Source organism: Kitasatospora albolonga, from assembly GCF_039535905.1.
GTDB lineage: Bacteria > Actinomycetota > Actinomycetes > Streptomycetales > Streptomycetaceae > Kitasatospora > Kitasatospora albolonga.
The window spans coordinates 1-24,835 of record NZ_BAAAYB010000054.1 but is presented as its reverse complement, the minus strand read 5'-3'; the positions used below and the strand labels follow the sequence as shown (position 1 = coordinate 24,835).

Annotated in this window: 21 protein-coding genes and 2 pseudogenes; 8 read left to right on the top strand and 15 right to left on the bottom strand. The window is 73.6% G+C overall.

Annotation, left to right across the window (positions count from 1 at the left end; all coding sequences use genetic code 11):
- Positions 1 to 50 precede the first annotated feature (50 nt).
- Positions 51 to 629 (top strand): L-lactate permease, encoded by a 579-nt coding sequence (locus ABD946_RS13260; RefSeq protein ID WP_345283231.1) that lies wholly within the window; start codon positions 51 to 53, stop codon positions 627 to 629.
- Positions 630 to 659: 30 nt separating this feature from the next.
- On the opposite strand, the gene ABD946_RS13255 is transcribed toward ABD946_RS13260, so the two are convergent.
- The 4 genes and pseudogenes from ABD946_RS13255 to ABD946_RS13240 form a co-directional block, all read right to left on the bottom strand.
- On the bottom strand, positions 660 to 1,259 hold the full coding sequence (locus ABD946_RS13255; RefSeq protein ID WP_345283230.1) for a GTP-binding protein: 600 nt from the start codon (positions 1,257 to 1,259) through the stop codon (positions 660 to 662).
- Positions 1,240 to 1,617 carry a DUF742 domain-containing protein gene (locus ABD946_RS13250; protein WP_345283229.1) on the bottom strand — a complete coding sequence of 126 codons (378 nt, stop codon included), beginning with the start codon at positions 1,615 to 1,617 and terminating at the stop codon, positions 1,240 to 1,242. Before ABD946_RS13250 ends, ABD946_RS13255 begins: the two co-directional genes overlap by 20 nt.
- 7 nt (positions 1,618 to 1,624) lie before the next feature.
- A complete protein-coding gene (locus ABD946_RS13245; protein WP_345283233.1) occupies positions 1,625 to 2,050 on the bottom strand; it encodes a roadblock/LC7 domain-containing protein in 426 nt (141 codons plus the stop codon).
- Between the two features lie 603 nt (positions 2,051 to 2,653).
- Positions 2,654 to 3,388, bottom strand: a pseudogene (locus ABD946_RS13240) (sensor histidine kinase); the annotation flags it as partial.
- 422 nt (positions 3,389 to 3,810) lie between these two features.
- On the opposite strand from ABD946_RS13240, the gene ABD946_RS13235 reads away from it, so the two are divergent.
- Positions 3,811 to 5,865, top strand: a complete 2,055-nt coding sequence (locus tag ABD946_RS13235; protein ID WP_345283232.1) for an MMPL family transporter — start codon at positions 3,811 to 3,813, stop codon at positions 5,863 to 5,865.
- A gap of 85 nt (positions 5,866 to 5,950) precedes the next feature.
- On the opposite strand, the gene ABD946_RS13230 is transcribed toward ABD946_RS13235, so the two are convergent.
- The 5 genes from ABD946_RS13230 to ABD946_RS13210 all read right to left on the bottom strand — a co-directional run bounded on the left by ABD946_RS13230 (position 5,951) and on the right by ABD946_RS13210 (position 9,473).
- Entirely contained in the window at positions 5,951 to 6,736 is a 786-nt protein-coding gene (locus ABD946_RS13230; protein WP_345283228.1) for a GNAT family N-acetyltransferase, read from the bottom strand.
- A gap of 69 nt (positions 6,737 to 6,805) precedes the next feature.
- Positions 6,806 to 7,417, bottom strand: a complete 612-nt coding sequence (locus ABD946_RS13225) for a DUF7691 family protein (RefSeq protein WP_345283227.1) — start codon at positions 7,415 to 7,417, stop codon at positions 6,806 to 6,808.
- Between the two features lie 33 nt (positions 7,418 to 7,450).
- Positions 7,451 to 7,924: a hypothetical protein gene (locus ABD946_RS13220; protein WP_345283225.1), complete on the bottom strand. Its 474-nt coding sequence runs from the start codon at positions 7,922 to 7,924 to the stop codon at positions 7,451 to 7,453.
- 17 nt (positions 7,925 to 7,941) lie between these two features.
- Complete coding sequence (locus ABD946_RS13215; protein WP_345283224.1) at positions 7,942 to 8,580, bottom strand: hypothetical protein; 639 nt, start codon at positions 8,578 to 8,580, stop codon at positions 7,942 to 7,944.
- A gap of 500 nt (positions 8,581 to 9,080) precedes the next feature.
- Entirely contained in the window at positions 9,081 to 9,473 is a 393-nt protein-coding gene (locus ABD946_RS13210) for a hypothetical protein (RefSeq protein WP_345283223.1), read from the bottom strand.
- A gap of 118 nt (positions 9,474 to 9,591) precedes the next feature.
- Here ABD946_RS13210 and bla point away from each other — a divergent pair, with 118 nt between their 5' ends.
- Positions 9,592 to 10,497 carry a class A beta-lactamase gene (bla, locus tag ABD946_RS13205; protein ID WP_345283222.1) on the top strand — a complete coding sequence of 302 codons (906 nt, stop codon included), beginning with the start codon at positions 9,592 to 9,594 and terminating at the stop codon, positions 10,495 to 10,497.
- 48 nt (positions 10,498 to 10,545) lie between these two features.
- Here the strand turns inward: bla and ABD946_RS13200 are convergent, their stop codons facing one another.
- Together ABD946_RS13200 and ABD946_RS13195 are read right to left on the bottom strand one after the other, a co-directional pair.
- Entirely contained in the window at positions 10,546 to 12,534 is a 1,989-nt protein-coding gene (locus tag ABD946_RS13200; protein WP_345283221.1) for a phosphocholine-specific phospholipase C, read from the bottom strand.
- Between the two features lie 11 nt (positions 12,535 to 12,545).
- Complete coding sequence (locus ABD946_RS13195) at positions 12,546 to 13,970, bottom strand: endonuclease/exonuclease/phosphatase family protein (protein WP_345283220.1); 1,425 nt, start codon at positions 13,968 to 13,970, stop codon at positions 12,546 to 12,548.
- Between the two features lie 226 nt (positions 13,971 to 14,196).
- Here ABD946_RS13195 and ABD946_RS13190 point away from each other — a divergent pair, with 226 nt between their 5' ends.
- Complete coding sequence (locus tag ABD946_RS13190) at positions 14,197 to 15,120, top strand: RNA polymerase sigma-70 factor (protein ID WP_345283218.1); 924 nt, start codon at positions 14,197 to 14,199, stop codon at positions 15,118 to 15,120.
- 7 nt (positions 15,121 to 15,127) lie between these two features.
- On the opposite strand, the gene ABD946_RS13185 is transcribed toward ABD946_RS13190, so the two are convergent.
- Positions 15,128 to 17,554, bottom strand: a complete 2,427-nt coding sequence (locus ABD946_RS13185; RefSeq protein ID WP_345283217.1) for a PQQ-dependent sugar dehydrogenase — start codon at positions 17,552 to 17,554, stop codon at positions 15,128 to 15,130.
- 598 nt (positions 17,555 to 18,152) lie between these two features.
- Here ABD946_RS13185 and ABD946_RS13180 point away from each other — a divergent pair.
- Together ABD946_RS13180 and ABD946_RS13175 are read left to right on the top strand one after the other, a co-directional pair.
- Positions 18,153 to 18,545: a cell division protein SepF gene (locus tag ABD946_RS13180; protein WP_345283215.1), complete on the top strand. Its 393-nt coding sequence runs from the start codon at positions 18,153 to 18,155 to the stop codon at positions 18,543 to 18,545.
- Positions 18,546 to 18,794: 249 nt separating this feature from the next.
- Positions 18,795 to 19,892, top strand: a complete 1,098-nt coding sequence (locus tag ABD946_RS13175) for a TolB-like translocation protein (RefSeq protein WP_345283214.1) — start codon at positions 18,795 to 18,797, stop codon at positions 19,890 to 19,892.
- Here the strand turns inward: ABD946_RS13175 and ABD946_RS13170 are convergent.
- A complete protein-coding gene (locus ABD946_RS13170) occupies positions 19,880 to 20,479 on the bottom strand; it encodes a hypothetical protein (RefSeq protein WP_345283212.1) in 600 nt (199 codons plus the stop codon). The two genes, ABD946_RS13175 and ABD946_RS13170, sit on opposite strands and share 13 nt — an antisense overlap.
- A 108-nt stretch (positions 20,480 to 20,587) precedes the next feature.
- Between ABD946_RS13170 and ABD946_RS13165 the strand changes: the two genes are divergently transcribed.
- Positions 20,588 to 21,142, top strand: a complete 555-nt coding sequence (locus ABD946_RS13165) for a TetR/AcrR family transcriptional regulator (protein WP_345283210.1) — start codon at positions 20,588 to 20,590, stop codon at positions 21,140 to 21,142.
- Positions 21,139 to 22,678: pseudogene (locus ABD946_RS13160) on the top strand (MFS transporter). The gene ABD946_RS13165 and the pseudogene ABD946_RS13160 overlap by 4 nt, the downstream one beginning before the upstream one ends.
- Positions 22,679 to 22,727: 49 nt before the next feature.
- Here the strand turns inward: ABD946_RS13160 and ABD946_RS13155 are convergent.
- Positions 22,728 to 23,123, bottom strand: coding sequence for an ATP-binding protein (locus ABD946_RS13155; RefSeq protein WP_345283209.1), 396 nt, complete (start codon positions 23,121 to 23,123; stop codon positions 22,728 to 22,730).
- Between the two features lie 1,530 nt (positions 23,124 to 24,653).
- On the bottom strand, positions 24,654 to 24,835 hold a 182-nt coding region (locus ABD946_RS13150), incomplete at its 5' end, for a hypothetical protein (protein WP_345283207.1).

The following is a 24,835-nucleotide window of genomic DNA, read 5'->3' as shown; positions in this document are numbered from 1 at the left end:
CGTGACCGCCGAGCGCCACCACCACGCCGAAACGTCCCTGGAGGACCGCGATGAACGCCGCGCTGGCGACCCTGCCGATCCTGGTCACCTTAGGGCTGCTGGCCGCCCGGGTGCGAGCCCTGTACGCCGCGCTGGCCGCCCTGGCCACGGCGGTGGTGGTCACCCTCACCTCCTTCCGCCAGCCGGCCGGGGACCTCGGGCGGGCCGAACTGCACATGCTCCCCACCGTCGTGGAGCTCGCCGCCATCCTGTTCGGCGGCATCCTGCTCAGCGAGCTGATGAGCCGCACCGGCACCCAGAAGCGCCTCGGCGACTGGATCGGCGGCTCGGCCGGCACCGCCGCCCGCGCGGTGCTGCTGGTCCAGCTGGGCGTCACCCCCTTCGCCGAGTCGCTGACCGGCTTCGGCATCGGCGTGGTGGTGGCGATCCCGCTGCTGCGCCAGCTGGGCCTGTCCGCGCCCAAGGCCGCCGTGGTCGGCCTGCTCGGCCTGGTCACCGTGCCCTGGGGCTCGCTGGCCCCCGGCAGCCTGGTCGCCGCCGAGCTCGGCGGGGACCTCCCCCCGGGAACGCCGCGACGAACTGTCCGCATGAGCGTTCCATGCGGACCGCCCCGGCGGCAAGCCGGTTGACACAAAACGTCCACTCCGTGGGACGAATTCTCAAGGTGTGGGATAGCGCCGCTCCAGGGCGTGCTCGGCCAGCCGGACGAGCAGCTCCTTGCCGTCCTCCCGGCGCCGCGCGTCGCAGAGCAGCACCGGCACCCCGGGGTCCAGGTCGAGCGCGTCGCGGACGTCCCCGGGGGCGTAGACCTCGGTGCCCTCGAAGCAGTTCACCGCCACCACGAAGGGGATGCCGCGCCGCTCGAAGAAGTCCACCGAGGGGAAGCAGTCGGCGAGGCGCCGGGTGTCGGCCAGCACCACGGCGCCGAGCGCGCCGTGCGCCAACTCGTCCCAGGCGAACCAGAACCGGTCCTGACCCGGGGTGCCGAAGAGGTACAGCGACAGCCCGGGGCGGAGGTCCAGGCGCCCGAAGTCCATCGCCACCGTGGTGGTCCGCTTGGCCTCCACCCCGGCGGTGTCGTCCACCTGCTGGCCGGCCGCGGTGAGCTGCTCCTCGGTGCGCAGCGGGCGGATCTCGCTCACCGCGCCGACCAGGGTGGTCTTGCCGGCCCCGAAGCCGCCGGCGACCAGGATCTTCACCGCCACCGAGCTCCACGGCGAAGCAGGGCCCAAGGGTCGGTCAGAGTGCACGGAGGCCATTGATCACGTCTCGCAGCAGACGCTCGTCCGGCAGCTGGGCGAGCGGAACGGGCCGGGTGACGGAGATCAGCCCGGAGTCGTGCAGATCGCCCAGCAGCACCCGGACCAGGCTCACCGGAAGGTCGGTGAACGAGCCCAACTCCGCGACGCTGAGCGGTTCGTCGCGGCAGAGGTCGAGGATCGCCCGGTGCTCCAGGTCCAGGTCGGACTCGCCCGACCCGTCCCGGTGCACGGCGGTGATCAGCGAGATGAGGTCGAACAACCCCTCCTCGGCGGGCCTGGTCCGCCCCCGGGTCATCGAGAACAGCCGGACCACCGGCCCGGCCTCGTCGTCGAACCACTGATCCTCGACGGTCATCTGACGGTCATCTCCCCGGCGGCGGAACGGCGGAATCGGTGCGCGGCTCGGCGGACAGGTGCTCGCCGACCCGCTTGACCAGCAGGGCCATCTCGTACGCGATCTGGCCCACGTCGGACTCGGCCTCGCTCAGCACCGCCAGGCAACTGCCGTCGCCCGCCGCGGTGATGAAGAGGAAGGCCTCGTCCAGCTCGACCATGGTCTGGCGGACACCACCGACCTGGAAGTGCCGCCCGGCGCCCTTCGCCAGGCTGTGGAAGCCGGCCGCGACGGCGGCCAGGTGCTCGGCGTCCTCGCGGCCGAGGCCCTGCGAGGCGCCGGTGGCCAGGCCGTCGCTGGAGAGGATCACCGCATGCCGCAGCGCCGCGACCCGCCCCACCAGATCGTCCAGCAGCCAGTTCAGCTCTCCCGACGGCTGTGCCGTAGCGGTCATGATCGGTTTCCTTCCGTTGGTGCAGGCTGTGCGGGCCGTACGTGTTGTGCGTGTTGCTCGGGCTGTGCGGGTTGAGCAGGTGTCACGGAGCCGGTGGGCCCGGCCGGGAGGGCCTGGGGCCGTGGCGGGGACGCCAGTTCGGCGCGTCGGCCGCCCGGGGCCACCGCGAACGGCAGCCCGGTCGAGGGTACGGCGGGAGGCGGCACGACGGTACCGCCGGGAGTGCCGGGCACCGGGTCCGGGACGACGGTGAGCGAGGCGGGCTGGAGCCGGTCGCCCCGGCCGCGCTGGTAGCCGCGCTGGAAGGAGGCGAAGGCCGAGCGGGCCTCCTCCGGCGAGCGCTCGCGCGAGCTCTGCTCCGGCTCGGGGGCCGCCTCCTTCAACTGTGGTGCCAGGTTGGCCTGCCGGACCCGCCGGGGAAGCAGACCGCCGGCCGGTGCGGCAACGGGCCGTGCGGCGGCGGGCTGTGCGGCGGCGGGAGGTGCGGCTGCGGGCGGGCACGGTCGGCAGCCCGGCCCGGTCGGACTCGGCCACCAGCCGGTCGAGGTCCTCCACCCCGGGCTGGGGAGCTGACGGGGCGTCGTCCGGTTCGTCGCCGGTGCGCAGCACGTTGAGCAGCTGACGCATCTCGCGCAGCGCGAGGCGTCCGGAGGACTCCAGGGTGACCAGGGCGTCGCGGGCCACCTCGGGGTTGGCCAGGTTGGCCCGGGCGCCGCCGGCCATCAGCTGCATGGTGGTGATGTGGTGGGCCACGATGTCGTGCAGCTCCCGGGCGATCCGCCGGCGTTCGTCGGCCACCGCGCGGTCGGCGAGCAGCTGCCGGTTGGCCGCCACCTCGCGCTGCCAGCGGTTCACCGCCAGGGCGCCGCCGACCACGAACAGCACCGAGAGCACCGGGCTGATGCCCTCCTGCCAGGAGACGGTGCGACCGTACGCCTGGCTCCAGGAGAGCAGAGCCGCCGCGGTCACGGCCGCGGCCGCCGTCACCCGGCGCGGGCAGGCCCGGGCCACCGAGTACACGCTGACGATCAGGGCGGCGCCGAAGTGGGTGGGCAGCCGCAGCAGCAGGGTGGACAGCACGTCCAGCAGCACCACGACGGCCAGCACCGGCAGCGGGTGGCTACGGCGGAAGAGCAGCGGCAGTGCGGCCACCGCGATCAGGAGCAGGCCGGCCACGCTCACCTGGTGCTCGCCGGTGGGGTCGCCGAAGAACACGTAGCTGAGCACGTTGAGCGCGCACGCCCCGGCGGCCACCAAGGCGTCGGTGTGCGTCCAGGGCACCCCCTCGGCCTGCGCCGCGCCCCCGGGGGGCGGCCCGAAGTGTGCCCGCACGCCCATGTCCGTCCTTCCACGCCGACTCCACCGCGCTGATCAGCGCCGATGCCCTCATTCTGTCAGGGCCCCGGAGCGGCGGGCATGGTCCCCGCGGCCGATCACCGGGCCGCCCGACCAGGACCACGGTCCCGGGTGCGCCCCGCCCCGGGGAGCTGAGGCCCCGTCACGGATCGTCCGCCGCCACGACGCCCGGGGCCCCTCCCGGCTGATGAGCTGTGAGCAGACCGGGAACCCCCGGCACCAGCACACGAAACGGGCCGCGCCAGGCGGTCCGCCGGAGGAACACGTGATCCGCGCACTGACCGGGTACTCGACCAGGAACCCCTGGCGGGTGATCGCCTTCTGGGTCGTCCTGGGCATCGGCCTCACCCTGCTCAGCCCGATGCTGCTCTCCCGCGTCACCCAGTCCAGCACCGGGGGACTTCCTGCCCCGGAGCTACGACTCGGCCGCGGCGCTGCGGATCGCCGAGGAGCACTTCGGGCTGCGGCCGGACGCCACCACGGTGACCGTCCTGGTCGCCCGGGCCGACGGCAAGCCGCTGACCGCCGCCGACCACGAGCGGGTCACGGCGCGCTCGGCGGAGCTGGCCGCGCACCGGGTGGAGATGCCGCGCGAGAAGGACGAGCCCGCCCTGCTGGTCCCGGACCGCTCGCAGACCCCCCGGGTCGCCCCGGCCGTCCGGGCGCCCGACGGCTCCTTCGACCTGCTCACCGTGGAGCTGACGGGCAGCCAGGCCGACGAGGGCGTGCAGAAGGTCTTCCGCGCCTTCCGCGACCACGCCACCGCCCGCTTCGCCGCCGACGGCCTGCGCAGCGGCTACACCGGCGCGCTCGCCGAGACCTCCGACACCACCGAGGCCAACCGGACCGCCACCGTGGTCGGCGGCGCCCTGGTGGTCGGCCTGATCGTGCTGCTCAACGTGCTGGTCTTCCGCAGCGTGCTGGCCGCCGTGCTGCCGCTGCTCGCGGTCTCCTTCATCGGTGGTGTGGCCACCGGGGCGGTGGCCGGCATGGCCATCCTGACGGGCCTTCGACTGGACGCGAGCACGCCCGGCCTGATCTCGGTGGTGCTGCTCGGGATCGGCGTGGACTACCTGCTCTTCCTGCTCTTCCGCTTCCGCGAGCAGCTGCGCGCCCGCCCCGACCGGCCCGCCCGGGAGGCCGCCGCCGAGGTCTCCGGCCGGGTCGGCACCGCCATCACCTCCGCCGCGCTCACCATCGTCGCCGCCTTCGCCACGCTCGGCGTGGCGAGCTTCGGGCAGTTCCGCTCGCTCGGCCCGGCGATCGCCGTCGCGGTGCTGGTGATGCTGCTGGGCAGCCTCACCCTGATGCCGGCGATGCTGGCCGCCTGCGGGCGGAAGCTGTTCTGGCCCTCGCGCGCCCTGCGCCGCGACCCCGCCCCGGGCTCCACCGCCGAGCGCTTCGGCCTGCTGGTGGCCCGCCGGCCGCTGACCGTGCTGCTCGGCTCGATCGCCCTGCTCACCGCGCTGGCCGCCGGTGTGGTCGGCATCCGGATGGACTACGGCCAGGGCGGCGCCACCTCGACCACCCCGGCCGCCGCCACCGCCGCCGAGATCGCCCGCGCCCTGCCGGCCGGCGTCTCCGACCCCACCAGCGTCTACGTCACCGGCCCGGCCCTGGCCCCCGCGGGCCTCGACGGTCTGTCAAAGGCCCTGTCCGGTACGGAAGGCGTCGGCCAGGTCGCCCGGCCGGTGCTCTCCCCCGACGGCCGGGCCGCCCGGATCGACCTCTACCTGACCGTCGACGCGCAGAGCGCCCGCGCCCGCGAGCTGGCCTCCGGCCCGGTCCGCTCCACCGTCTCGGCCCACACCCCGGCGGGCACCGAGGCCCACGTGGGCGGTACGGCGGCCGTCTTCGCCGACGTGTCCGACGCGGTCGACCGCGACCTCCGGCTGGTCTTCCCGGTCGCGGCCGCGCTGATCGGCCTGATCCTGCTCCTCCTGCTGCGCAGCCTGCTCGCCCCGGTCGTCCTGATGCTCGCGGTCGGCCTCGGCTTCGCCGCCACCCTCGGCGCCTCCACCCTGCTCTTCCAGCACGGCCTCGGCGAACCGGGCGTCTCCTTCACGCTCCCGCTCGTCCTCTTCCTCTTCGTGGTGGCCCTCGGCACGGACTACAACATCCTCATCACCGACCGCATCCGCGAGGAGATGCACCGGCCCGGCCCCGCCCGCGCCGCGGTGGCCCGCGCCGTCCGCCACACCACCCCCGCGATCGCCACCGCCGGGCTGGTCCTGGCCGGCTCCTTCGCCTCCCTGGCCACCACCCCGGGCAGCGCCCAGGTCGCCTTCGCCCTGACCCTCGGGATCCTGCTCTCCGCCTTCGTCCTCTCCCTCGCCCTGGTCCCCGCCCTCGCCGCCCTGCTGGGCCGCTCCCTCTGGTGGCCGCTGCGCCGCCCGGCACCGGCGGTGACGGACGAGGCCACGGTCCACCCGGCCGCCGAGTACGCCCACCGCTACTGAGGCGACCGACGGCCACCGGCCGGAGCCCGACACCCCTGCACGACCCGGGTGTCGGGCTCCACCCGTCGGGCGGGCCCCGGCCCCGCTACGCCAACGGCACGGCGTACACCGGCTCCTGGCCGTACCCCGTGAAGCCCGCCCGCCGCAGGATCGGCCCCGAGCTGGCCGGGTTGGCCTTCACCAGCACCATCCGCGCCCCGTGCTCCGCCGCGTACGCGAGCCGGGCGGCCAGCAGCGCCCGGTAGACACCCCGCCGCTGCCGGGCCGGCGCCACCACGCCGCCCGTCAACCGGGCCACCCCGTCGACCAGTTCGAGCCCGGCCGTCCCGGCGGCCTCGCCGGCGACGTACGCGACCAGGGTGCCGCCCTCCCCCGCCGTGACCGTCCGCCCGTTCCGCTCCGCGGCGGCCACGATCCGGTCCTCCGGCGGCAGCTCGCCGCCGAATCCGGTGACCGCCACCGCGGCCCCGTCCCGCGAGGTGTCCGCGTCGGTCGCCCACCGCAGCTCGACCTCGGCCTCCGGCTCCCGGAGCCGCGGCGCACCCTGGCCCAGGTCCGCCGCCAGGACCTCCAGGTCGAGCTTCACCCGCCCGCCCCGGGCCGCCAACTCCTCCGCCAGGCCCGCGGGGTGGCCGATCAGCACCTGCCAGTCCAGCACCGGCACCCCGAACTCCCGCGCCCGCCCGACGACCCGGTCGACCGCCTCCCCCAGCGGTCCGTACGGCGTGAACGACACCACCGAGAGGTCGAAGTCGTAGTAGTCGGGCAGCCGCACCATCCGGTACTCGTCCGTCCCGATGACCTCGGCGTTCTCCGGCCGCCACACCCAGGCAGCGCTCGCGGCAGCGACATCAGCATCAGAAAGTCCCATGCCCAGCACCCTAGGAGCCGTCGTGCCCGTGCTCCGTGAGCGACCGCCCGCTGTTACGGAACCCGGACGTCAGGAGACGAAGCCCACCACGCCGAAGCCGGGCCGGGCCTGCGCACCGCGCAGCCAGCCGATCACGTCCATGACCGCCTCGACCACCTCCGGCTCCAGCGGCGGGGCGTGGCCGTCCCGCTTGGTCTGCTCGAACTGCTCCAGCGCCGCCAGGCACTCCTCGTGCGTCCACTCGCCGCAGCGCGGCAGCTCGTAGTGCGGGATCGGCTTCGGCAGCCCGTCGTAGTACCCGAGTTCGGCCACCGAGACCGCCGTGATCCGCAGCGCCCGCAGGCCCTCGTCGACCATCTCCAGCCAGGCGCCCCGGAACGGGGAGAACGAGGAGTTGTCGAGGAAGCTCCCGGTCAGCGAGCAGAGCCGCTTGTACGCGTAGCCGTACTGGAACGCGTACTGGCCGGGCCCGGTGAACGGCCCGCCGTTCACCACCGCCCGCAGGGCCTCCAGGGCCGTCGGCGCGCCGTCCGCGATCTCCGACGAGAACCACTCGTCGTCCGCCGCCAACTCCCGCCCGAAGCCGCCCCGCACGGCCTCCACCAACCCCTCGTCGCCGGAACCGACCAGCGCGCGGGTGGCCTCGATGTCGAGCAGGTACACACTCAGCGAAGAACTCATGCCGCCACGCTATCCACCCCCTCCGACACCCCGTCAGACCGCTACCCCCGCCGAGGGTGGCTTCCGGTGCCCGGCGTCGATCGAGGCCAGCAGGTCAGCCGCCTCACTGCGCACCCGCGCTTCGGGATGCCCCGACAGGCTCTGGAAGAACGGACGTTCCTTGAGCAGCTCGGCACGGATCCGTGCCGGCATGCCCGGGTCGGCCCCCTCGACCTCGTCGACGAACGGCTGGGCGTACGCGATCTCCGTCAACAACTCGATCGCGACGGCGACGACGTGGCCGTCCGGCGAGCCGCAGAGCCGGGTGAGGAAGGGGACGACGAGCTCCGCGGTCCAGCGGTAGCCGCCCGAGTGCCCGTGGATGACGAGCTCGTGCAGATCCGCACCGACGGACCACACCTCGTCGGGCGCGGCACTCGCCAACTGCCTGGGCAGCCCCGGGATGGCCGACCCGGAGACGCGGAATCCCCACCTTTCGGGAACCCGAACCCACTGGACCGCGTCCAACCCGTCCAACGGCGATGTCACCCCACGACCCCCGCCGAGGGTTCGGCCCGCCAGGCCGGGAGGCGGTGGTGGGTGGGGCCGGTGACGGTGCGGGCGCCGGCGGTGTACGCGGCCCAGCGGAGGTCGTCGGCGGCGAAGGCGTCCTCGCCGTGGGCGTCGAGCCAGAGGGAGAGGGTGCCGGGGGCGGTGTGGGTGACGTCCCACCAGGACCAGGTGCGGAAGGGGCAGTCGAGCTCGAAGCGCCAGAGCCAGTTGTCCAGGGACCAGCCGTTGCCGTGGCCGGCCTCGGTGTAGTGCGAGGCTCCGGCGCGCGCGAAGTCCGGCACCGGCCCGTCCCCCGCGCAGGCGGCGGTGAACCAGGCCGGGACCGGGCGCGGGACGACCTGGGAGTCGATCCGGCCCTCCAGCACCGAGCGGTCCAGGGCGGCGCCCAGCACGGCGCGCAGACGCGCCGCGTACTCCTCCGCCGAACCGTCGAGCTCGATCAGGAAGCGGCTCAGCCCGGGCGGCGGGGCCGGATCGTCCCCCGGGCGGGAGTCGATCCGATCCCGTTCGTCGAGGAGCGCCTCTTCCTCCTCGCTGAGGAACTCGTCGAGGAAGTCCCCTCCGGAGTCCGCGAGTTCGCCGTCCGTGGGCATGTGCCGTTCCTTCTCCATCCGGCGGGGGCCTCCTCCTCGGAGCGGCCGCTGCCGCTGCCGGGGATTGTATTGCTCTCCGGATCACCGAGCAGGGCGCCCGGGATGGGGAACCGCAGCGGCGTGTACGTGGTGCTGACCCACAGGGTGGAGCGGGGGCGCCAGGTCACCGCACCGTTCTCGTCGATGAGTTCGGTCGGGGTGTCGACCAGGTCGGTGACGATGGCGAAGAAGCGTCGGTCGCTCCTCGGCGCCGCCGGTGACGATCGCCTCGGCCTGGGCCAGCGGGTGGTGGCCCTCGTGCTCCCAGGTCAGGGTGTGCGGGCCGGCCAGGTGGTCCTCGACCCCGACCGGTCCGCCGCGGGCGGCGTAGCCGAAGCAGCGGCGCTGGACCAGGGCTCCGCCCGAGCCGCCCCGCTCGACCAGCTGGGAGGTCGGTCGGCGCGCCCCGTAACAGGTCTGACGGACCGACAGGCCGCTCTGCCGGCCACGGCCGACACATCCGGGCCGGAGCCGTCCGCTCAGCCGGCGGCCTCGCCCCGGACCGGCGTCGAGATCGCGGTGAACACCACGGCCCCGGCGGGCAGGCCGACCAGGGTGCCCAGGATCGTTCCGATGCCTGGCCCCCATCCGGCCCGGACGGCCTCGCCGAGCAGGTGCCCGGCCACCAACGCCGCCCCGAGGACCACGATGCCCGCAGCTACGGCGAGCCGCCGCTTCGATCCGGGCTCCCGCCCGTGGAAGTCGAAACCGATGGCGCCGAAGGAGCCCATCATCAGGGGCCACTGGTCCAGGTCGCCGGCGTCGGCGATGCCGAGCAGCCACAGCGCCCCCCAGCAGAGGGCCGCGAACACCGGGCCGACCGCTTCGTAGCAGCAGACCGCGAAGAACACGTACCGGCTCGTTCCAGGCATCACGGATCCCCCATCCGTTCGACTCCCCCAGTCGCTCCCGGTGTACCCGGATCCGCCGGTCGGACCCCGGTCGTGGCGGGATCGGAACGGTTCGGGCCCGATCGGCGTCCTGGTGGGCATGGACACACGCAACGCGCTTCAGGGCCCGAGCCGGCGTCAGATGATCGGCGGGGCCGCCCTGGTGACGGCCGCCACCCTCCTCCCGGCCGGCAGAGCGGCCGCCCGGGGGCGCGGCGACGTGACGGAGCGGCTGCGCGCGCTGGAGCGGGAGCACGGCGCCCGCCTCGGGGTGTACGCGCGCGCCGCCGACTCCGGCCGCACCGTCCACCACCGGGCCGACGAGCTGTTCCCGCTCTGCTCGACCTTCAAGACCCTCGCCGTGGCCGCCGTCCTCCGCGACCTCGACGGCCCGCTCGACCGCCGCGTCCGCTACACCGCGAAGGAGGCCGCCGACTCCGGCTACGCGCCGGTCACCGGCCTGCCCGAGAACGTCGCGGCCGGTCTGACGGTGGAGCAGCTCTGCGACGCCGCCGTCCGGTTCAGCGACAACGGGGCCGCCAACCTGCTGCTCAAGGAGCTCGGCGGCCCCGGGGCCGTGACCCGGTTCTGCCGTTCGCTGGGCGACCGGGTGACCAGGCTCGACCGCTGGGAGCCCGCGCTCAACTCGGCCGAGCCGGGCCGGGCCACCGACACCACCAGCCCGCGCGCGCTGGCCCGGACCAACGCGAAGCTGGTCACCGGCCGGGCGCTGGAGCCGGCCGACCGCGAGCGCCTCACCGGCTGGCTGCGCGCCAACACCACCGGCGGGAACCGGCTGCGGGCCGGGCTGCCGAAGGACTGGACGGTGGCGGAGAAGACCGGCACCGGGTCCTACGGCACGGCCAACGACGCCGGGGTGGCCTGGCCGCCCGGCCGCGGTCCGGTCGCGATCGTCGTGCTGACCACCCATCAGGACCCGAAGGCCGTCGCCGACGAGCCGCTGATCGCCGAGGCCGCCGCCATCGCCGCCGAGGCCCTGGCCTGATCCGCGCCGCCGGGCCCCGCCCACGCGGCGGGGCCCGGCGGCGGGAGGTCAGTGCACCGTGCCCGCGTACCGCCGCACGAAGCGGGTGCCGGTCGCGGCGGTCACCGTGACGTCGTAACGGCCGTTGTCGAGCGGCCAGTTGACGGTGGCCTGCTTCCCGGCGGCGACCCACACCGTCTGGGTCCGGCCCGCGAAGTCATGGGCCGAGAGGGTGAAGGACACCTCCGTGCCGCCGTCGTTGTGCAGGTGCAGGGTCACCTTGTTGCGCTGCACGAGCGCCTCCACCACCGGCACCGCCACGTCCTGCTGCTCCGCCCGGACCACCGTCCCGGCGAAGCGGCGGACGAAGCCGTCGGGCCCGTGCACGGTGAAGTCGTACTGGCCGTCGGTGGCCGAGGCGTCCCAGACGTAGGTCCTGGCCTGGGCCGACGGGACGGTGAACGGCGTTCCGGCGAACGGGAGTCGGACGTTCGGGTAGACCGTGTAGGGGAAGCCGGCCGTGCCGGTGTTGGTCATGGTGCAGGTGATCCGGCCGGTGGCGCGGTCCACGGCCACCTCCGCGCCGGGCCCGTAGGGCAGCTTGCGGTGCGGCCGCTCCCCCGGCTCCTGCGGCGGCATCGACTGGCCGCCCACCGCCGGGAGCCTGACCGCCGGCAGGCCCGCGCCCGCGTCGGCCCGGGCCATCAGGGCGTTGGTGTCGGGCAGCGAGGGGATCGAGAAGTCCGGCTTGGTGAAGTCGAAGCAGCTGGTCAGGTCGCCGCAGACGGTGCGGCGCCAGGCGGAGACGTTGGGCTCCGCCACCCCGGTCACCACCTCCAGGAACTGCACCACCGAGGTGTGGTCGAAGACCTGGGAGTTCACCCAGCCGCCGCGCGACCACGGCGAGGCGACCCAGAGCGGGACGCGGTTGCCGAGGCCGATCGCCCGGCCCTGGGCGAACTCCTCGGGGGTGCCCGGCTCGGGGGTGGGCGGCACCATGTGGTCGAAGTAGCCGTCGTTCTCGTCGTACATGACCAGGAAGACGGTGTGGTTCCACACCTCCGGGTTGGACATCAGCGACTGCAGCGCCGTGTTGACCCAGTGCGCGCCGTACGCCGGGCCCGCGTTCGGGTGCTCGGAGAACAGGTACGGGGCGACCAGCCACGAGACCGTCGGCAGCGCACCGGACTTGCAGTCGGCGTCGAAGGCGGCGGGGTCGAACTTGGTCATCGCGTTGACGTACCGCGGGTCGTCCTTCGGGAAGGCGTGGAACTGCTTGAAGTACGAGAGCGCGTTGTCGTCGTAGTCGCCGGTCCGCTCGTCCTTGCTGGGGTTGTGGTAGACCCGCCAGCTCACGCCCGCGGCCTGCAGGCGCTCCGCGTAGGTGGTCCAGTCGGCCACCGGGTTGTCCGTCACCGGGGTGTTGTCGATCCACGGGCCGGTGGTGCCGTCCTTGCCCGGGCCGGCGGTGCCGGTCCACAGGTAGAGGCGGTTGGGGTCGGTGGGCCCGGCCAGCGAGCAGAAGTACGCGTCGCAGAGGGTGAACGCGTCGGCCAGCGCGAACTGGTAGGGGATGTCCTCGCGGGTGAAGTAGCCCATCGCGCGCTCGCCCTTGGCGGCGATCCACTTGTTCATCGCGCCGTTGTTGATCGCCTGGTGGCCGGTGGCCCAGTCGTGCGGGAGGCCGCCGGCGTTCTGCGCGTTGTACTTCGAGGTGTCCATCCGGTACGGCAGCATCACGCCGCCGTCGCTGCGGCCCGCGTCGGGCTGGCGGAACACGTCGCCGCCGTCCGGGAACTGCAGCGCCTGCTTGTCGGCGAAGCCGCGCACGCCGTTCAGGGTGCCGAAGTAGTGGTCGAAGGAGCGGTTCTCCTGCATCAGGATGACCACGTGCTTGACGTCGGCGACGGTGCCGGTGCCGGGCTTGGGCCGCTTGGCCTTGGCGGCCTCGGTGTCGGCGGCGACCGCCTCGGTGGCACCGGCACCGCCGATCACACCGGCCGCCGCGGCCGCGGCGGAGGCGGAGACGAAGGTGCGGCGGCTGAGCTGGGGAGTCATCTGGCGGCCTCTCAGATCGTGAAGGTGGCGACGGCGGCGGCGGTGTCCGAGGGCCAGCCGTTGGCGGCGGCCGCGGGTTCGGCGGCGGGCCAGCCGGTGGTCAGGGTGTGGGCCTCGACCAGGGTGAGCCTCCCGGCGAAGTGCACCTGGTCGATCCGGTCCTGCGGCTCGGGCTGCGTGCCGCGCGAGACCCGGGTGACGGACCAGGTGGTGCCCGGGGAGGCCGCCGGGTCGGGGTGGGCCAGCCGGTAGGCGTCGACCAGGCCCGCGTCGCGCAGGGCCGCCGTCACCGGCCACTCCAGCGCCGCGACCCCGCCGTGCGCGGCGGCGGTGGCCGGTGTCCAGTCCAGGTGCGAGGGCGAGGCCAGCCCGGCGGCGAGCACCACGGGGAGCGGCTTGCGGACGGCCAGTTCGGCCTTCACGGCGGCGGCCAGGGCCAGCGCCTGCCGGCCGCGGGCCGAGGCCTTCTCGCTCGCGAGCACCGCCTCGGCGCTCCGGCCGTCCTGCACGGCGTACGGGCCGTAGTCCGCCTCGTCCAGGTGGGCGGCCCAGAACCGCACCGCCCGGCCGCCGGGCAGCTGCACCGTGACGCCGGCGGCCGGCAGCTCAGCGGTCGGCGCGGTCACCTCGGCCAACGGGTAGCGGCTCAGCACGCCGACGCTGCCCGCGCTCTGGTACGCGTACCAGCCGAGCGCGTCGGCCAGCGCCTGGGCGGCGGTGCCGCCGGTCTCCTGGAGGGCCACCACGTCCCAGCCCTGGGTGAGCACCACCCGCAGCTGCTTCTCCAGCGCGTCCGTGGTGTTCGCGCCGGCCTTCCAGAGGTTGAGGGTGGCCGTCTTCAGCCGCGGCCTGCGGTGCTCGACCGGCACCTGGACGGTGAGCGCGTCGGTGTTCCCGGCCGCGTCCTTGACCGCGACGGTGAGCACGGCGGGCCGGGGCAGTGGCGCGTTCGGGGCGGTGCCGGTGACGGTGCCGCCCGCGCTGACGGAGAGCCAGGAGTCGCCGCCCGCCTTGCGGAAGACCGGCGCCGAGGAGCCGAGCATCCACAGCCCGCCGAGCTCGATCCGGAACGCGGCCGAGGGCGCCACGACGGTCGCGGTCAGCGCGTCCACCGCCAGGTGCGGGCGCGGCGCGACCGGGCGCGGACGGAAGGAGAACGGCGCGCTGCGCGCCAGGACGCCGTAGCCGTCCTTGGCCAACAGGTAGGCGGTGTACGGGCCGTCGGTCAGCGCCGAGGTGTCCAGCTGCACCTCCCCCGAGGCGGCCGCGGTGTACTTCCAGAGCAGCGAGGAGCCGGTGCCCGGCAGCCGGTCGCCGTCGTAGACACCGACCCAGTTCTTGGCGTCGGGGGCGTCGGTGGTCCAGCGGAAGGTGAGCCGGTCGCCTTCGGTGGGGCTCTGCGGCGTGGAGAGGCTGAGGGAGGAACCTGCGGCCACGGGGGTCCTGTCCGCCGCGGCCAGGGGGCGCGCGGCTGCGTCGAGTTGGCTGTACAACCCGGCCCATTCAGTCGGGGCCGGGCGGCCTCCCGATGAACGGAACGTGACCGTCCGCCGGTCTTCCCCGGAACTCACGGCCCCCGGGCCCCCACCCCGCCCGTCGACCGGGAACCGCCCGGTGGCAGAGTTCCCATGATCGAACGTCACATCGCACGGGGGGCACCGCATGACCAAGGTCGAGGAGTTCGAGGAGCTCCGGCCGCTGCTGTTCTCGGTCTCCTACCGGATCCTCGGCAGTGTGAGCGAGGCCGAGGACGTCGTGCAGGAAGCCTGGCTGCGCTACGACGCCTCGCCGACCAGGCCCGACTCGGTCAAGGCCTTCCTGTCGACCACGGTCACCCGGCTCTCGATCGACGTGCTGCGCTCGGCCCGGGTGCGGCGGGAGGCGTACGTCGGGCCGTGGTTCCCGGAGCCGCTGCTCAGCGATCCCTACCAGGACCCGGAGCGGGCGGCCGAGTTGGCGGACTCGGTGTCGATGGCGGCCCTGCTGCTGCTGGAGCGGCTCGGCCCGGTGGAGCGGGCGGTCTTCCTGCTGCGCGAGGTGTTCGGCTTCGAGTACCCGGAGATCGCCGCCGCGGTCGGCCGCTCGGAGGCGTCCTGCCGCCAGCTGCTGGTCCGGGCCAAGCGGCACATGGCCGAGGGCCGGCCCCGCTTCGAGGCCGACCGCGCGGAGCGGGACGAGCTGGCGGCCCGGTTCTTCGAGGCGATGGCCGGCGGCGACATGGAGGGGCTCCAGCAGCTGCTCGCCGCCGACGTGCAGTTCGTCGGGGACGGCGGCGGGAAGGCCCCGCAGCTGGCCCGGGCGGTCAGCGGTGCGGCCAACGTCGCCCGGCTGCTCGCCGCGGTCTTCCCGGTGCTGCTGCGGATCGACGTCACCGTCGAGCCGCAGGAGGTCAACGGCCAGCCCGGCGCCGTGTTCCGGGACCGCGACGGGAAGGTGCTCCAGGCGCTGGCCCTGGACGTGCTGGACGGGCAGGTGCAGGCCGTCCGGGTGGTGCTCAACCCGGACAAGCTGCGCCACCTCGGGCCGGTGGCCGACGCCTGGGCGGTCAGCGAGGAGGTGCGGCGCGCCCGCCGCACCTCCTCCTGACGGGGGATCAGCCGACGGTGATCTTGAAGATCTTGTCGGCGCCGTCGGCCGCCCCGCCGTTGTTGTCCGCGTTGGTGGTGGTCAGCCAGAGCTGGTCCGCCCCCGGCACCTTGGTGACGGTGCGCAGGCGGCCGTAGGTGCCGACGTAGTAGGAGGTGGCGGTGCCGACGGTCTCGGTGTCGCCGTTGATCGGGATGCGGTACATCCGGGTGCCCTTGAGGGCGGCCATGTAGATGACGTTGCGGACGATGGCGATGCCGCTCGGGGAGGCCACGTTGACCGCCCAGGTGGCCTTGGGGTTGGTCATCCCGGCGGTGGAGCAGGTGCCCTCGCAGGTCGGCCAGCCGTAGTTGGCGCCGGGCTTGATCAGGTTGAGCTCGTCGAACTTGGAGTCGCCGAACTCGGCCTCCCAGAGCCGCCCGCTCCGGTCGAAGGCCAGGCCCTGCGGGTTGCGGTGGCCGAGGCTGTAGACGTAGTTGCCGAAGGGGTTGCCGGGGGCGGGCTTGCCCGCGGTGGTCAGGCGCAGGATCTTGCCGTTGAGCGAGTTCTTGTCCTGGGCCAGGGCCTGGGTCTGGGCGTCGCCGGTGGTGGCGTAGAGGTAGCCGTCGGGGCCGAAGGCCAGCCGCCCGCCGTTGTGGTAGCGGTTCTTCTTGATGCCCTGGAGCAGCACGGTGTAGCCGCCGAGCGAGCTGCCGTTGTAGGTCATCCGGACGATCCGGTTGCCCTCGGAGGCGGTGTGCATGAAGTAGACGTACTTGTTGGACGTCCAGTTGGGGTCGATCGCCACGCCGAGCAGGCCGCCCTCGCCGTCGGTGGTCACCGCGTTGGGCACCGTCCCGACCAGGGTCTTGGAGCCGTCCTTGGCCTGCCGGAAGACCTTGAACGAATCCCGTTCGGTGACCAGGGCGTTGGAGCCGTCGGGCAGCCAGCCGATGCCCCACGGGACGGTCCAGCCGGAGGACAGGGTGGCCGGGGAGCCGGGCACGCCGCCGTCGGCGGTGCAGGCACCGGTGGTGAAGCCGACGGGCGCGGAGGCCGGGGAGTAGCCACCGGCCGTGTCCTTGGCCACCACGGTGAGGGCGAACGAGGCGTCACAGGCCAGGCCGGTCACGGTGGTCGTGGTGGCCGGCGGGGCGCCGGTGACGGTGGCCAGGACGGCGCTCCCGCTGCGCACCTCGTACGCCACCACGCCCTTGTCGTCGCTGGAGGCTCCCCAACTCAGCTTCGCCGAGCTGGCCTTGACCTCCGAGACGGTGGGCGTGCCCGGCGTGCTGGGCAGCGGGTCGGTGCTCGCCGTGGTGGTGCAGTCCAGGGCGACGCTGGCCGGGGAGGCGTTGCCGGCCGCGTCCCGGGCGATCACCGTGAGGTTGTAGGTGGTGCTGGGGGCCAGCCCGGTGAGCACCTTGGCGGTGGCGTCGCCGGGGGCCTCGGCCAGCTTGTTGCCGTGCTCGTAGAGGTCGTACGCGCTGACGCCGGCGTTGTCGGTGGCGGGGGCCCAGTTCAGGGTCAGGCCGTTCGGGCCGATGTCGGTGCAGCTGAGCTGGGCGGGGCGGCTCGGCGGCACGGTGTCGGCGGTGACGCCGACCGTGATCCGGTCCAGGTTGGGCCCGCCGTTGGCGGTGGTCGCGGTGGCCCGGACGGTGTTGGCCCCGGCGAGCAGCGGGACGTTCACCGTCTTGGTGGCCCAGGTGTCCCAGGTGGTGGTGGCCGGGAAGGAGATCCCGGCGGCCACCACGGTGCCGTTCACGACCAGGTCCATCGGGCGGTCCACCGTGGTGCCGTTGGCGTAGCGCAGGGTCAGCGGGGCCGTCCCGGCGGTGCCGGCGCTGACCGCGAACTCGACGTACGAGCCCACCGCGTTGGTGTAGTCCACGAAACCGGTGCCGGTGAAGCCGGTGTGGTTGGTGGCCACCGCGGCCTGGCCGAGCGTGGCGTCCTCGGCCTGGTAGTCGGTGCTCGGCGCGGTGACCTCCACCTCCAGGTAGTCGAGGTTGGGCAGGCCGTCGGCGCTGCTGGAGGTGAGGCGGACCTTGTTGGCCCCTGCGGTGAGCGGGGCGGTCACGGTCGCGGTGGTCCAGGTGTCCCAGGTGCCGGTGGACGGGAAGGACCGCCCGGCGGCGACCCGGGCCCCGTTGACGGTGATGTCGGCGGGGCGGTCGATGGTGGTGCCGTTGGCGTACCGGACGGACAGCACCCCGGCGCCGGCGGTGGCGGCGTTCACCGTGAACTCGACCGAACTGCCCGACGCGTTGTCGCCGTTGACGAATCCGGTGCCCGAGTAGCCGGTGTGGTTGGACTCCACCGCACCCTTGGTCACGCTCGCGCCCTCCGCCTCGTAGCGGGCGGCCGCGGCCGGCGCCGGGGGCGCGGCCACCGTGCCGAGCACCAGAGCGGCGAGGGCTCCGCCGGTGGCCGCGAGATTCCTGGCTCTCATCCGATTCTCCTTGCAGGTCAGGGAGTTCACCGCCGGCGCCGGGCACGGGCGGTGAAGTCCCCGTCCGGACGGGCCCGTTCAGAATCCCGGCCTGCGCGGGCACGGTCAAGAGCATGGTTAGGAAACTTTCCGATTCATCGGGACCGGGCCGGCTCGGCCGGGCGACCGGTGGCCACCCTCCGGCCCGCTCCCCCCACCAGGCGTCCCCCGGTTGCCGTACCGGCCCTGACGGCCCGTCGGCTCCGCCGGGCCCCGGCGCGCCGAGGCCGGAGTGGGCCTCACCACACCCGCCGGTCACCCCCGACACGCCCGCCCCGCACCGCCGCCAAGCTGTTACCGGACTGTTGACGAGGAGTCAACTGTGCCGTGGCGCACACCGATATGGTCTACGCGCGCAACCGTTCGCCGACCGGCCCGGACGCGGCAGCTGCCCGGAAGTGTCCGGATTCTGTCACGACCCGCGCCCGTACGGCGGTCACGGGCGGGCGCCGGAGCGGTGATCAGTGCGATACTCGGACAGTTCCGACGGATGGATGACGCGTCAAGAGACGCGTACACCCGGGGGGACGAGTACGGGACGGAACGAGGGAGGCGCGGCATGGGAGCACTTCGCGACGAGCACCACAACGGGTGGCTGATGCCCTCCGGCCACTACCCGGCTGCCGTGTACGAGGATCAGTGGCCGACCCAGGAGAGTGCCGTGGCGGTCCCCGCCCCGGCGAAGATCGTCTCCCTGAAGCCGACCGGCTTCGAAGCCGCGCGCGCCGTGGGCGAGCACATCCGTTCGGGCACCCCGGTGGTCATGGACGTGACGGAGATGTCGGACGCCGAGGCCAAGCGGATGGTGGACTTCGCCTCCGGTCTGGTCTTCGGCACCATGGGCGGGATCGAGCGGATCGCCCGCCGGGTCTTCCTGCTCACCCCGGCCGACGTCGAGGTGATGGTGATCGACCGCCCGCTCGACGACACGGGCTTCTACAACCAGAGCTGACGCGACGACAGGCCCGAGAGGCCCGGCGCCCCCACCAGGGGGCGCCGGGCCTCTCCCCGTTCCCTGTGCGGGCCGCCGGGCACTGTTGCCCGGCGGTGACAGTCGCTCGACAGTTCGAGGACGTGCGGCTGACAGGCTTCTCGCATCGCACGGAGCAGCAAGCGGTCGCCTGGTGACAGAGGCTCAACGACCGAAGGGCGTCTCACGGCACGATCCACGACCCGTCTCGCCTTCCAGGGGGAAGTCACCATGTCCGCTCGCATCCGCCGCCGCGCCGCCGTCTCGCTCGTCTGCGCGCTCACCACCGGCACCACCCTGCTGCTCACCGCCTGCGACCCGGCGACGGGCAGGTCCGCCGCGCCCGCCGCGAGCTCCGCTCCGAGCCGGCCGTCCACCGACGCCCCGGCGTCGCCGACCGCAGCCCCGTCGGCCACCGCGACCCCCTCGGCCTCCGCGACCCCGACCACCCCGGCCGTGCCGACCACCCCGGCCGCCCCGCGCACCACCGCGCCGGGCGTCGTGCCGGCGGCGCTGCTGAACCGGACCGCGCACACCGGACTGACCATCAGCAACGGCACCAACCTGGTCGTGATGGACGGCACCACGGTCGACTTCCACACCGCCGTCCGCGACCTCTCCTGGTCCCCCGACGGCTCGCGCGCCGCCTTCGTCGACGGCAACGGCGACCTGGTCACCAGCCGCCCCGACGGCACCGGCCGCTCCCTGGTCGCGAAGAACCCCGGCGGCCAGAGCTGGTCCCACCCGACCTGGCAGGTCTCCGTCGGCTACCAGGGCGGCTCGCCGAAGAAGAACCTGTTCTTCACCATCACCCGCGACGGCACCACCCGGCTGGCCACGGTGCCCGTGGACGGCGCCGCCCACGCCCCCGCGGCGCTGCCGCTGGGGAACTACTCCGACGAGAACGCCGTCGCACTGCCCACCACCGGGAACACCTGGATCAACGGCTCGGACCGGCTGGGCACCACCGTCTACGCCAACACCACCGACGGCGACGTCTACATCCGCGACGACTACCTGCGCCAGCAGGGCGGCGTGGTGACGAAGGGTTCGCAGCCCGCGATCTCCGCCGACGGCGACTCCCTGGTCTTCGTCCGGCCGGTCGGCGGCCACAACCACGTCTTCCGGCAGAGCCTGCGCACCGAGGACCGGACCGCCAAGGACCTCACCCCGTACGCGGGCGAGGACTTCACCGAGCCCGCCTGGTCCCGCGACGGCAAGACCGTCGCGGTGCGCACCCCCGCGGGGATCGCCGTCCTGCCGGCCGACGGCTCCGCCGCCCCCGAGCTGGTCTCCTCGGTCCGCGGTCTGCCCGCCTACCGGGGCTGAACCGCCCCGCCCGGCCGGTCGAGTTCGGCCCGCAGCAGCTCCAGGTGCTCCTCCGAGCGCCCGTGCGGCAGGAACTCGACCGGCTCCAGGAAGCGGAACAGCACGTTGGCCTCGGTGATCGCGTACTCGTAGTCCGCGAACCCGACCACCGCGCCCGTGGCGCCCCGGGCCGTCCCGCGGACCAGATGCTCCGTCAACTCGTCCGGCCGCTCCGCCGACAGCCCGCGCCGGGCGTTCGGCCGGGCCAGGTACGGGCAGACCATCGAGGCGTACAGCATGCACACCCGGTGCCCCGGCCCTTCCAGGGTCGGGGCCAGGTTGCGGTACCGCCGGCCCGCCGCCAGCGCCTCCCCGATCGCCGCGCTCTCGGCCGCCCCGACCACCCGCCACACCGGCCCGGCCGGCATCTCCCGCCCGCACACCGAGCAGAGCCGCTCCCGCGCGCACTCGGCGCTGCGCCCGTAGTCGGTCAGCGCGAACTGCGGCTCGTCCTCCTCCCACGGCGTGATGGCGGGCACGGGGTACCCACGGCTGTCCTGGGGCCTGGCCGCGACGGAGGACGGCATCGGAACGGCGGTGAAGCGCATGCCCCCATCCCTATCAGCTCCCGCCTCCCGCCGGACAGCGCCCCGGCCCCTTGAACACTCGGCGCCCCGTTTGAGACATCCATGTCTCATGTGAGCTACACTCGCTCCATGGCCACAGACCGCGACTCCGTACTCGAAGCCGCCGTCGGCGTGCTCTCCCGCCGCCCGACCGCCCACCTCGACGAGATCGCCCGCGCCGCCGGGATCAGCCGTGCCACGCTGCACCGCACCTTCCCCGGCCGCGAGGCGCTGATCCGCGAGGTGGGCGCGCTCGGCCTGCGCAAGTTCGCCGCCGCGCTCGACACGGCCGCGATCGAGAGCGGCAGCCCGGAGGCCGCCCTGCGCCGCCTGGTGGACGCCGTCGTACCCGACGCCGCGCTCTGCGCCTTCCTGGCCGGAGAGAACCAGCTCTTCGACGACCGGGAGATCAACGACCTCTGGGAGGTCCAGGACGCCCGGGTCCGCGCGCTCTTCCTCCGTGGCCAGCAGGAGGGCGTGTTCCGCGTCGAGCTCTCCGCCGGCTGGCTCAGCGAGGCCTTCTTCGACCTCGTGGCCGGCATCGGCTGGGCGGTCCAGGACGGACGCCTCGCCCCCCGTGACAGTGCCTACTCGCTCGCCGAGCTCTTCCTCGGCGGTGCCCTCAGGAGCCCTGAACAGAAATGAGCACCACCCACTCCGCCCGTTCCCGCTGGCTCGGCCTCGGCGTACTGGTACTGGCGGTGACCCTGGTCGCGCTCGACGCGACCGTGCTCTCCCTCGCCCTGCCCTCGATCAGCGAGACCCTGCACCCCAGCGGCACCCAGCTGCTCTGGATCGGTGACGCCTACTCCTTCGTGCTGGCCGGCCTGCTGGTCAGCATGGGCGCGCTCAGCGACCGGATCGGCCGCAAGAAGCTGCTGCTGATCGGCTCCACCGCGTTCGGCGCCGCCTCGCTGCTGGCCGCCTACGCACCCACCCCCGGCTGGCTGATCCTGGCCCCGCGCGCTGCTCGGCATCGCCGGCGCCACCATCATGCCCTCCACCCTCTCGCTGATCCGCAGCCTCTTCCCGGACGCCCGGGAGCGGGCCACCGCGATCGGCATCTGGGGCGCGGGCGCCACCGCCGGCGCCGCGCTCGGCCCGGTGGTCGGCGGTGTGCTCCTCGAGCACTTCTGGTGGGGCTCGGTCTTCCTGCTCAACCTCCCCGTGCTGGCCCTGCTGCTGGTGCTCGGCGGCTGGCTGCTGCCCGAGTCCAAGGACCCCAAGCCCGGCCGCTGGGACGTGCTCAGCGTGCTGCTGTCGATGACCGGTGTGATCGGCGTGGTCTACGCGGTCAAGGAGGCCGCGGCCAACGGCCTCGGCCACTGGCCGATCCCGGTGACCTTCGCGCTCGGTGCCACCGCGCTCACCGTCTTCGTCCGCCGCCAGCTGCGGCTGGAGTCCCCGCTGCTGGACGTCCGGCTCTTCGTCAACCCGCGCTTCACCGCGGCGGTGCTCTCCTCGCTGGCCTCGCTGATCGGGCTCTCCGGCGTGATCTTCTTCATGTCGCAGTACCTCCAACTGGTGCGCGGGTACTCCCCGCTGACGGCCGGTCTGGCCGAGCTGCCGGCCTTCGTCGGCGCCGTGGCCGGCGGTCTGCTGACCGCGAAGCTGGCCCGCCGGGCCGGTGTCCGGGCCACCCTGGCCGGGGGTCTGCTGGCCATGGGCGCGGGCGTCGCGGTGCTCGGCTGGGTGCACCAGGGCAGCCCCTACCTGCTGCTCGGCGCCGCCTTCCTGGCCGCCGGCGCGGCCGAGGGCATCGTCTACACCCTCTCCGCCGACCTGGTGCTCACCGCCGCGCCGCCGGAGAAGGCCGGCGCCGCCTCCGCCGTCTCGGAGACCGCCTACGAGCTGGGCACCGCCCTCGGCATCGCCCTGCTGGGCTCGGTGGTCACCGCCATCTACGCCGGCTCGCTGGTGATGCCGGCCGGCACCGAGGCCCTCGGCACCGAGGCCGAGCAGTCGATCGGCAACGCGGTGCAGGCCGCCTCCACCCTGCCCGCCGAGCTGGGCGAGCAGCTCACCGCCGCCGCCCGCACCGCCTTCGTGCACGGCATGAACGTGGCCGCGATCGCGGCGGGAGCCCTGCTGCTCTCCGCCTCGCTCTTCGCCTGGTGGAAGCTCCGCGGCCAGGACGCCGCCGCCGGGGCCGAGCGCCCCGCCGACCACCTGGTCCACTGAGCCGACGAGCCCCCTGACCGACCGTCAGGGGGCTCGCGCGCGCCACCGCTCAGCGGTAGCGGTAGTCCAGCTCCAGCTCGGCCCAGACCACCTTGCCGTCCTTGGTCTGGCGGGTGCCCCAGCGGTGGGCGAGCTCGCTGACCAGGTGCATGCCGCGGCCGCCCTCGTCCTGCTCGGCGGCGGTCCGCAGGCGCGGGGCCTGGCCGCCCGAGTCGGCCACCTCCACGGTCAGCGTCCGGTCCCGGAACAGCCGCAGCCGGCGCGGCGCCTCGGCGTGCAGCAGCGCGTTGGTGACCAGCTCACTGACCATCAGCTCGGCGAAGTCGGTGAGCTGCGCCAGCCCCCAGGCCCGCAGGGTGTCCCGGGTGAACTTCCGGGCCCGGCTGGGGGCCGGGCCCTCGCCGTCCAGGTGGAGGGTGGCGATCCGGTCGGAAGGGATCGGCATGCGCCCGTCCATGTATCCTGGCGATGTCGTCCTCGGTGCCGATCGCATCAAACAGGGCGGCCAGCGCCGGATTCGCTGTCATGTGTCGCAAGATCTTGGCCTACTGTCAGGTGTGCGGTCCGAAGAGAAAGGGCGCGGAAGAGACACTGTGGTCCAGCACAGTGCTCGATGCCGTGGTCAGATGTCCTACCACGCGCGTTTCTTGCTCACACCATGTGCCTGTCGGTGATGTCAAGGTGCTGATTGCAGGCGGAGTGCTCGTCGGGATGGGTGAACGTCGGTGGACAGTGCACATGAGTGCCACCTCGGCCGTACGCTCACTGAAGCGCGGAGCTACTTTTGCTCGTGCTTTACGGGCAGTTTGCGATCGCACCGGGACACGTCGGGGCTGACCTTGAACGGCGCGCAGCGAGCCCGGCCGAGGCGATCGTATAGCATGGTGCCCTCCACCGGTCGTAGACCGCGCAGATGCAGGTGGCGAACTGTGCCCTCGCCGCTGCCCACGCGGTCTCTGATCCAGGCGGTACGTCACTGACTCGCGGCATGTCAGGGTGGCACATGGGTCCGCGCCACGAGCCTCCATCGGTGCGAGCTCAGCTGACCCATCGTCGCGCGCCTGCACCACGGATGCCGTACTGGCCACATACACGTCGCCCGTGAGCACACACAGCGCGACACAAACCGGCGCAGGAGAGCAGGCACTCATCAGATCGAGATCCAGATCGCGCCGACCTCGCTGACGCAGGACTGCTCGATGGGACAGGTAGCGGTAGGCGATCTCACAGACACTGAGCGTGCGGGGCTCTCACTGCGGCAGCAGGCTGCGCTAGACAGGTGAGGGCGGTCTCCGCTCGCGCTCCTGTAGAGCCGGCGTTGCTCCAGCGCGATGGCCGGTGCGGGCCACCAGCTCCTCGGCCAGCGCACGTCCGCCGTCCGAGATACGGCTGCGGGGTTGCGCATCCGGACGAAGACTCGCGGAGTCTCGCCAGCCGCAGCACCATCCTTCCGCGCGCCATGATCAGGCACACATCAGGTATACGAGTGATGCGGCCACGCTCACATGGTCACCGAGGCTTGAACGCAGCCAAGGCGCCCGAGTCTCCAGGCGGCACCGCCCCGGCACGGGTGGCGGTGCGGCCAGCGCGATGCGAGTGCGCGTGCGCCCCGCAGGTAGCCGACGCGCAGGCGGGCGGCCGACGGCCGCCTCGGTGCCGCCGCGCTGAGGTTGGGTCGCCCGTGGATGCGCGCGCGGAGCGGGCGGCGGCACCGCAGCAGCTCGGCGCGGCCTGCCCGCGCCGGTCGCCTCGGGCGTGGACGAGATCACGTCGGCGAGGGTGGAACTCGACTAGCGCCGCGCGCGTCGCGCGGCCACGTAAATGCTGACCCGGCCAGACTCGCGCAGCCCCGGTGGAGAGTCATACACCCGTAGTCCAGCCCGTGGCGCGTCGCGTAGTCGCAGCGCAGATAGGCCGCGTGTGCGGCCACCGCGAGGCGGCCGTCCTAGACGTGGCCGCGCCGACCTCCGGCCAGCTACAGCGCAGCAGCTCCGTCCAGGCCGTCGGTGCGCCGGAGCGCGATACCAGTCTGGCTGGCGGTGGGCAGCGACAGACCCGCGGCCGGGGCGGCGGCCTTGCAGGGCCAGCAGCAGGCCCCGCGCGCCCCTGAGCGAAGGAGAGCGCCGGCGATCCGCAGCGAGGACGGGCACCTGGACC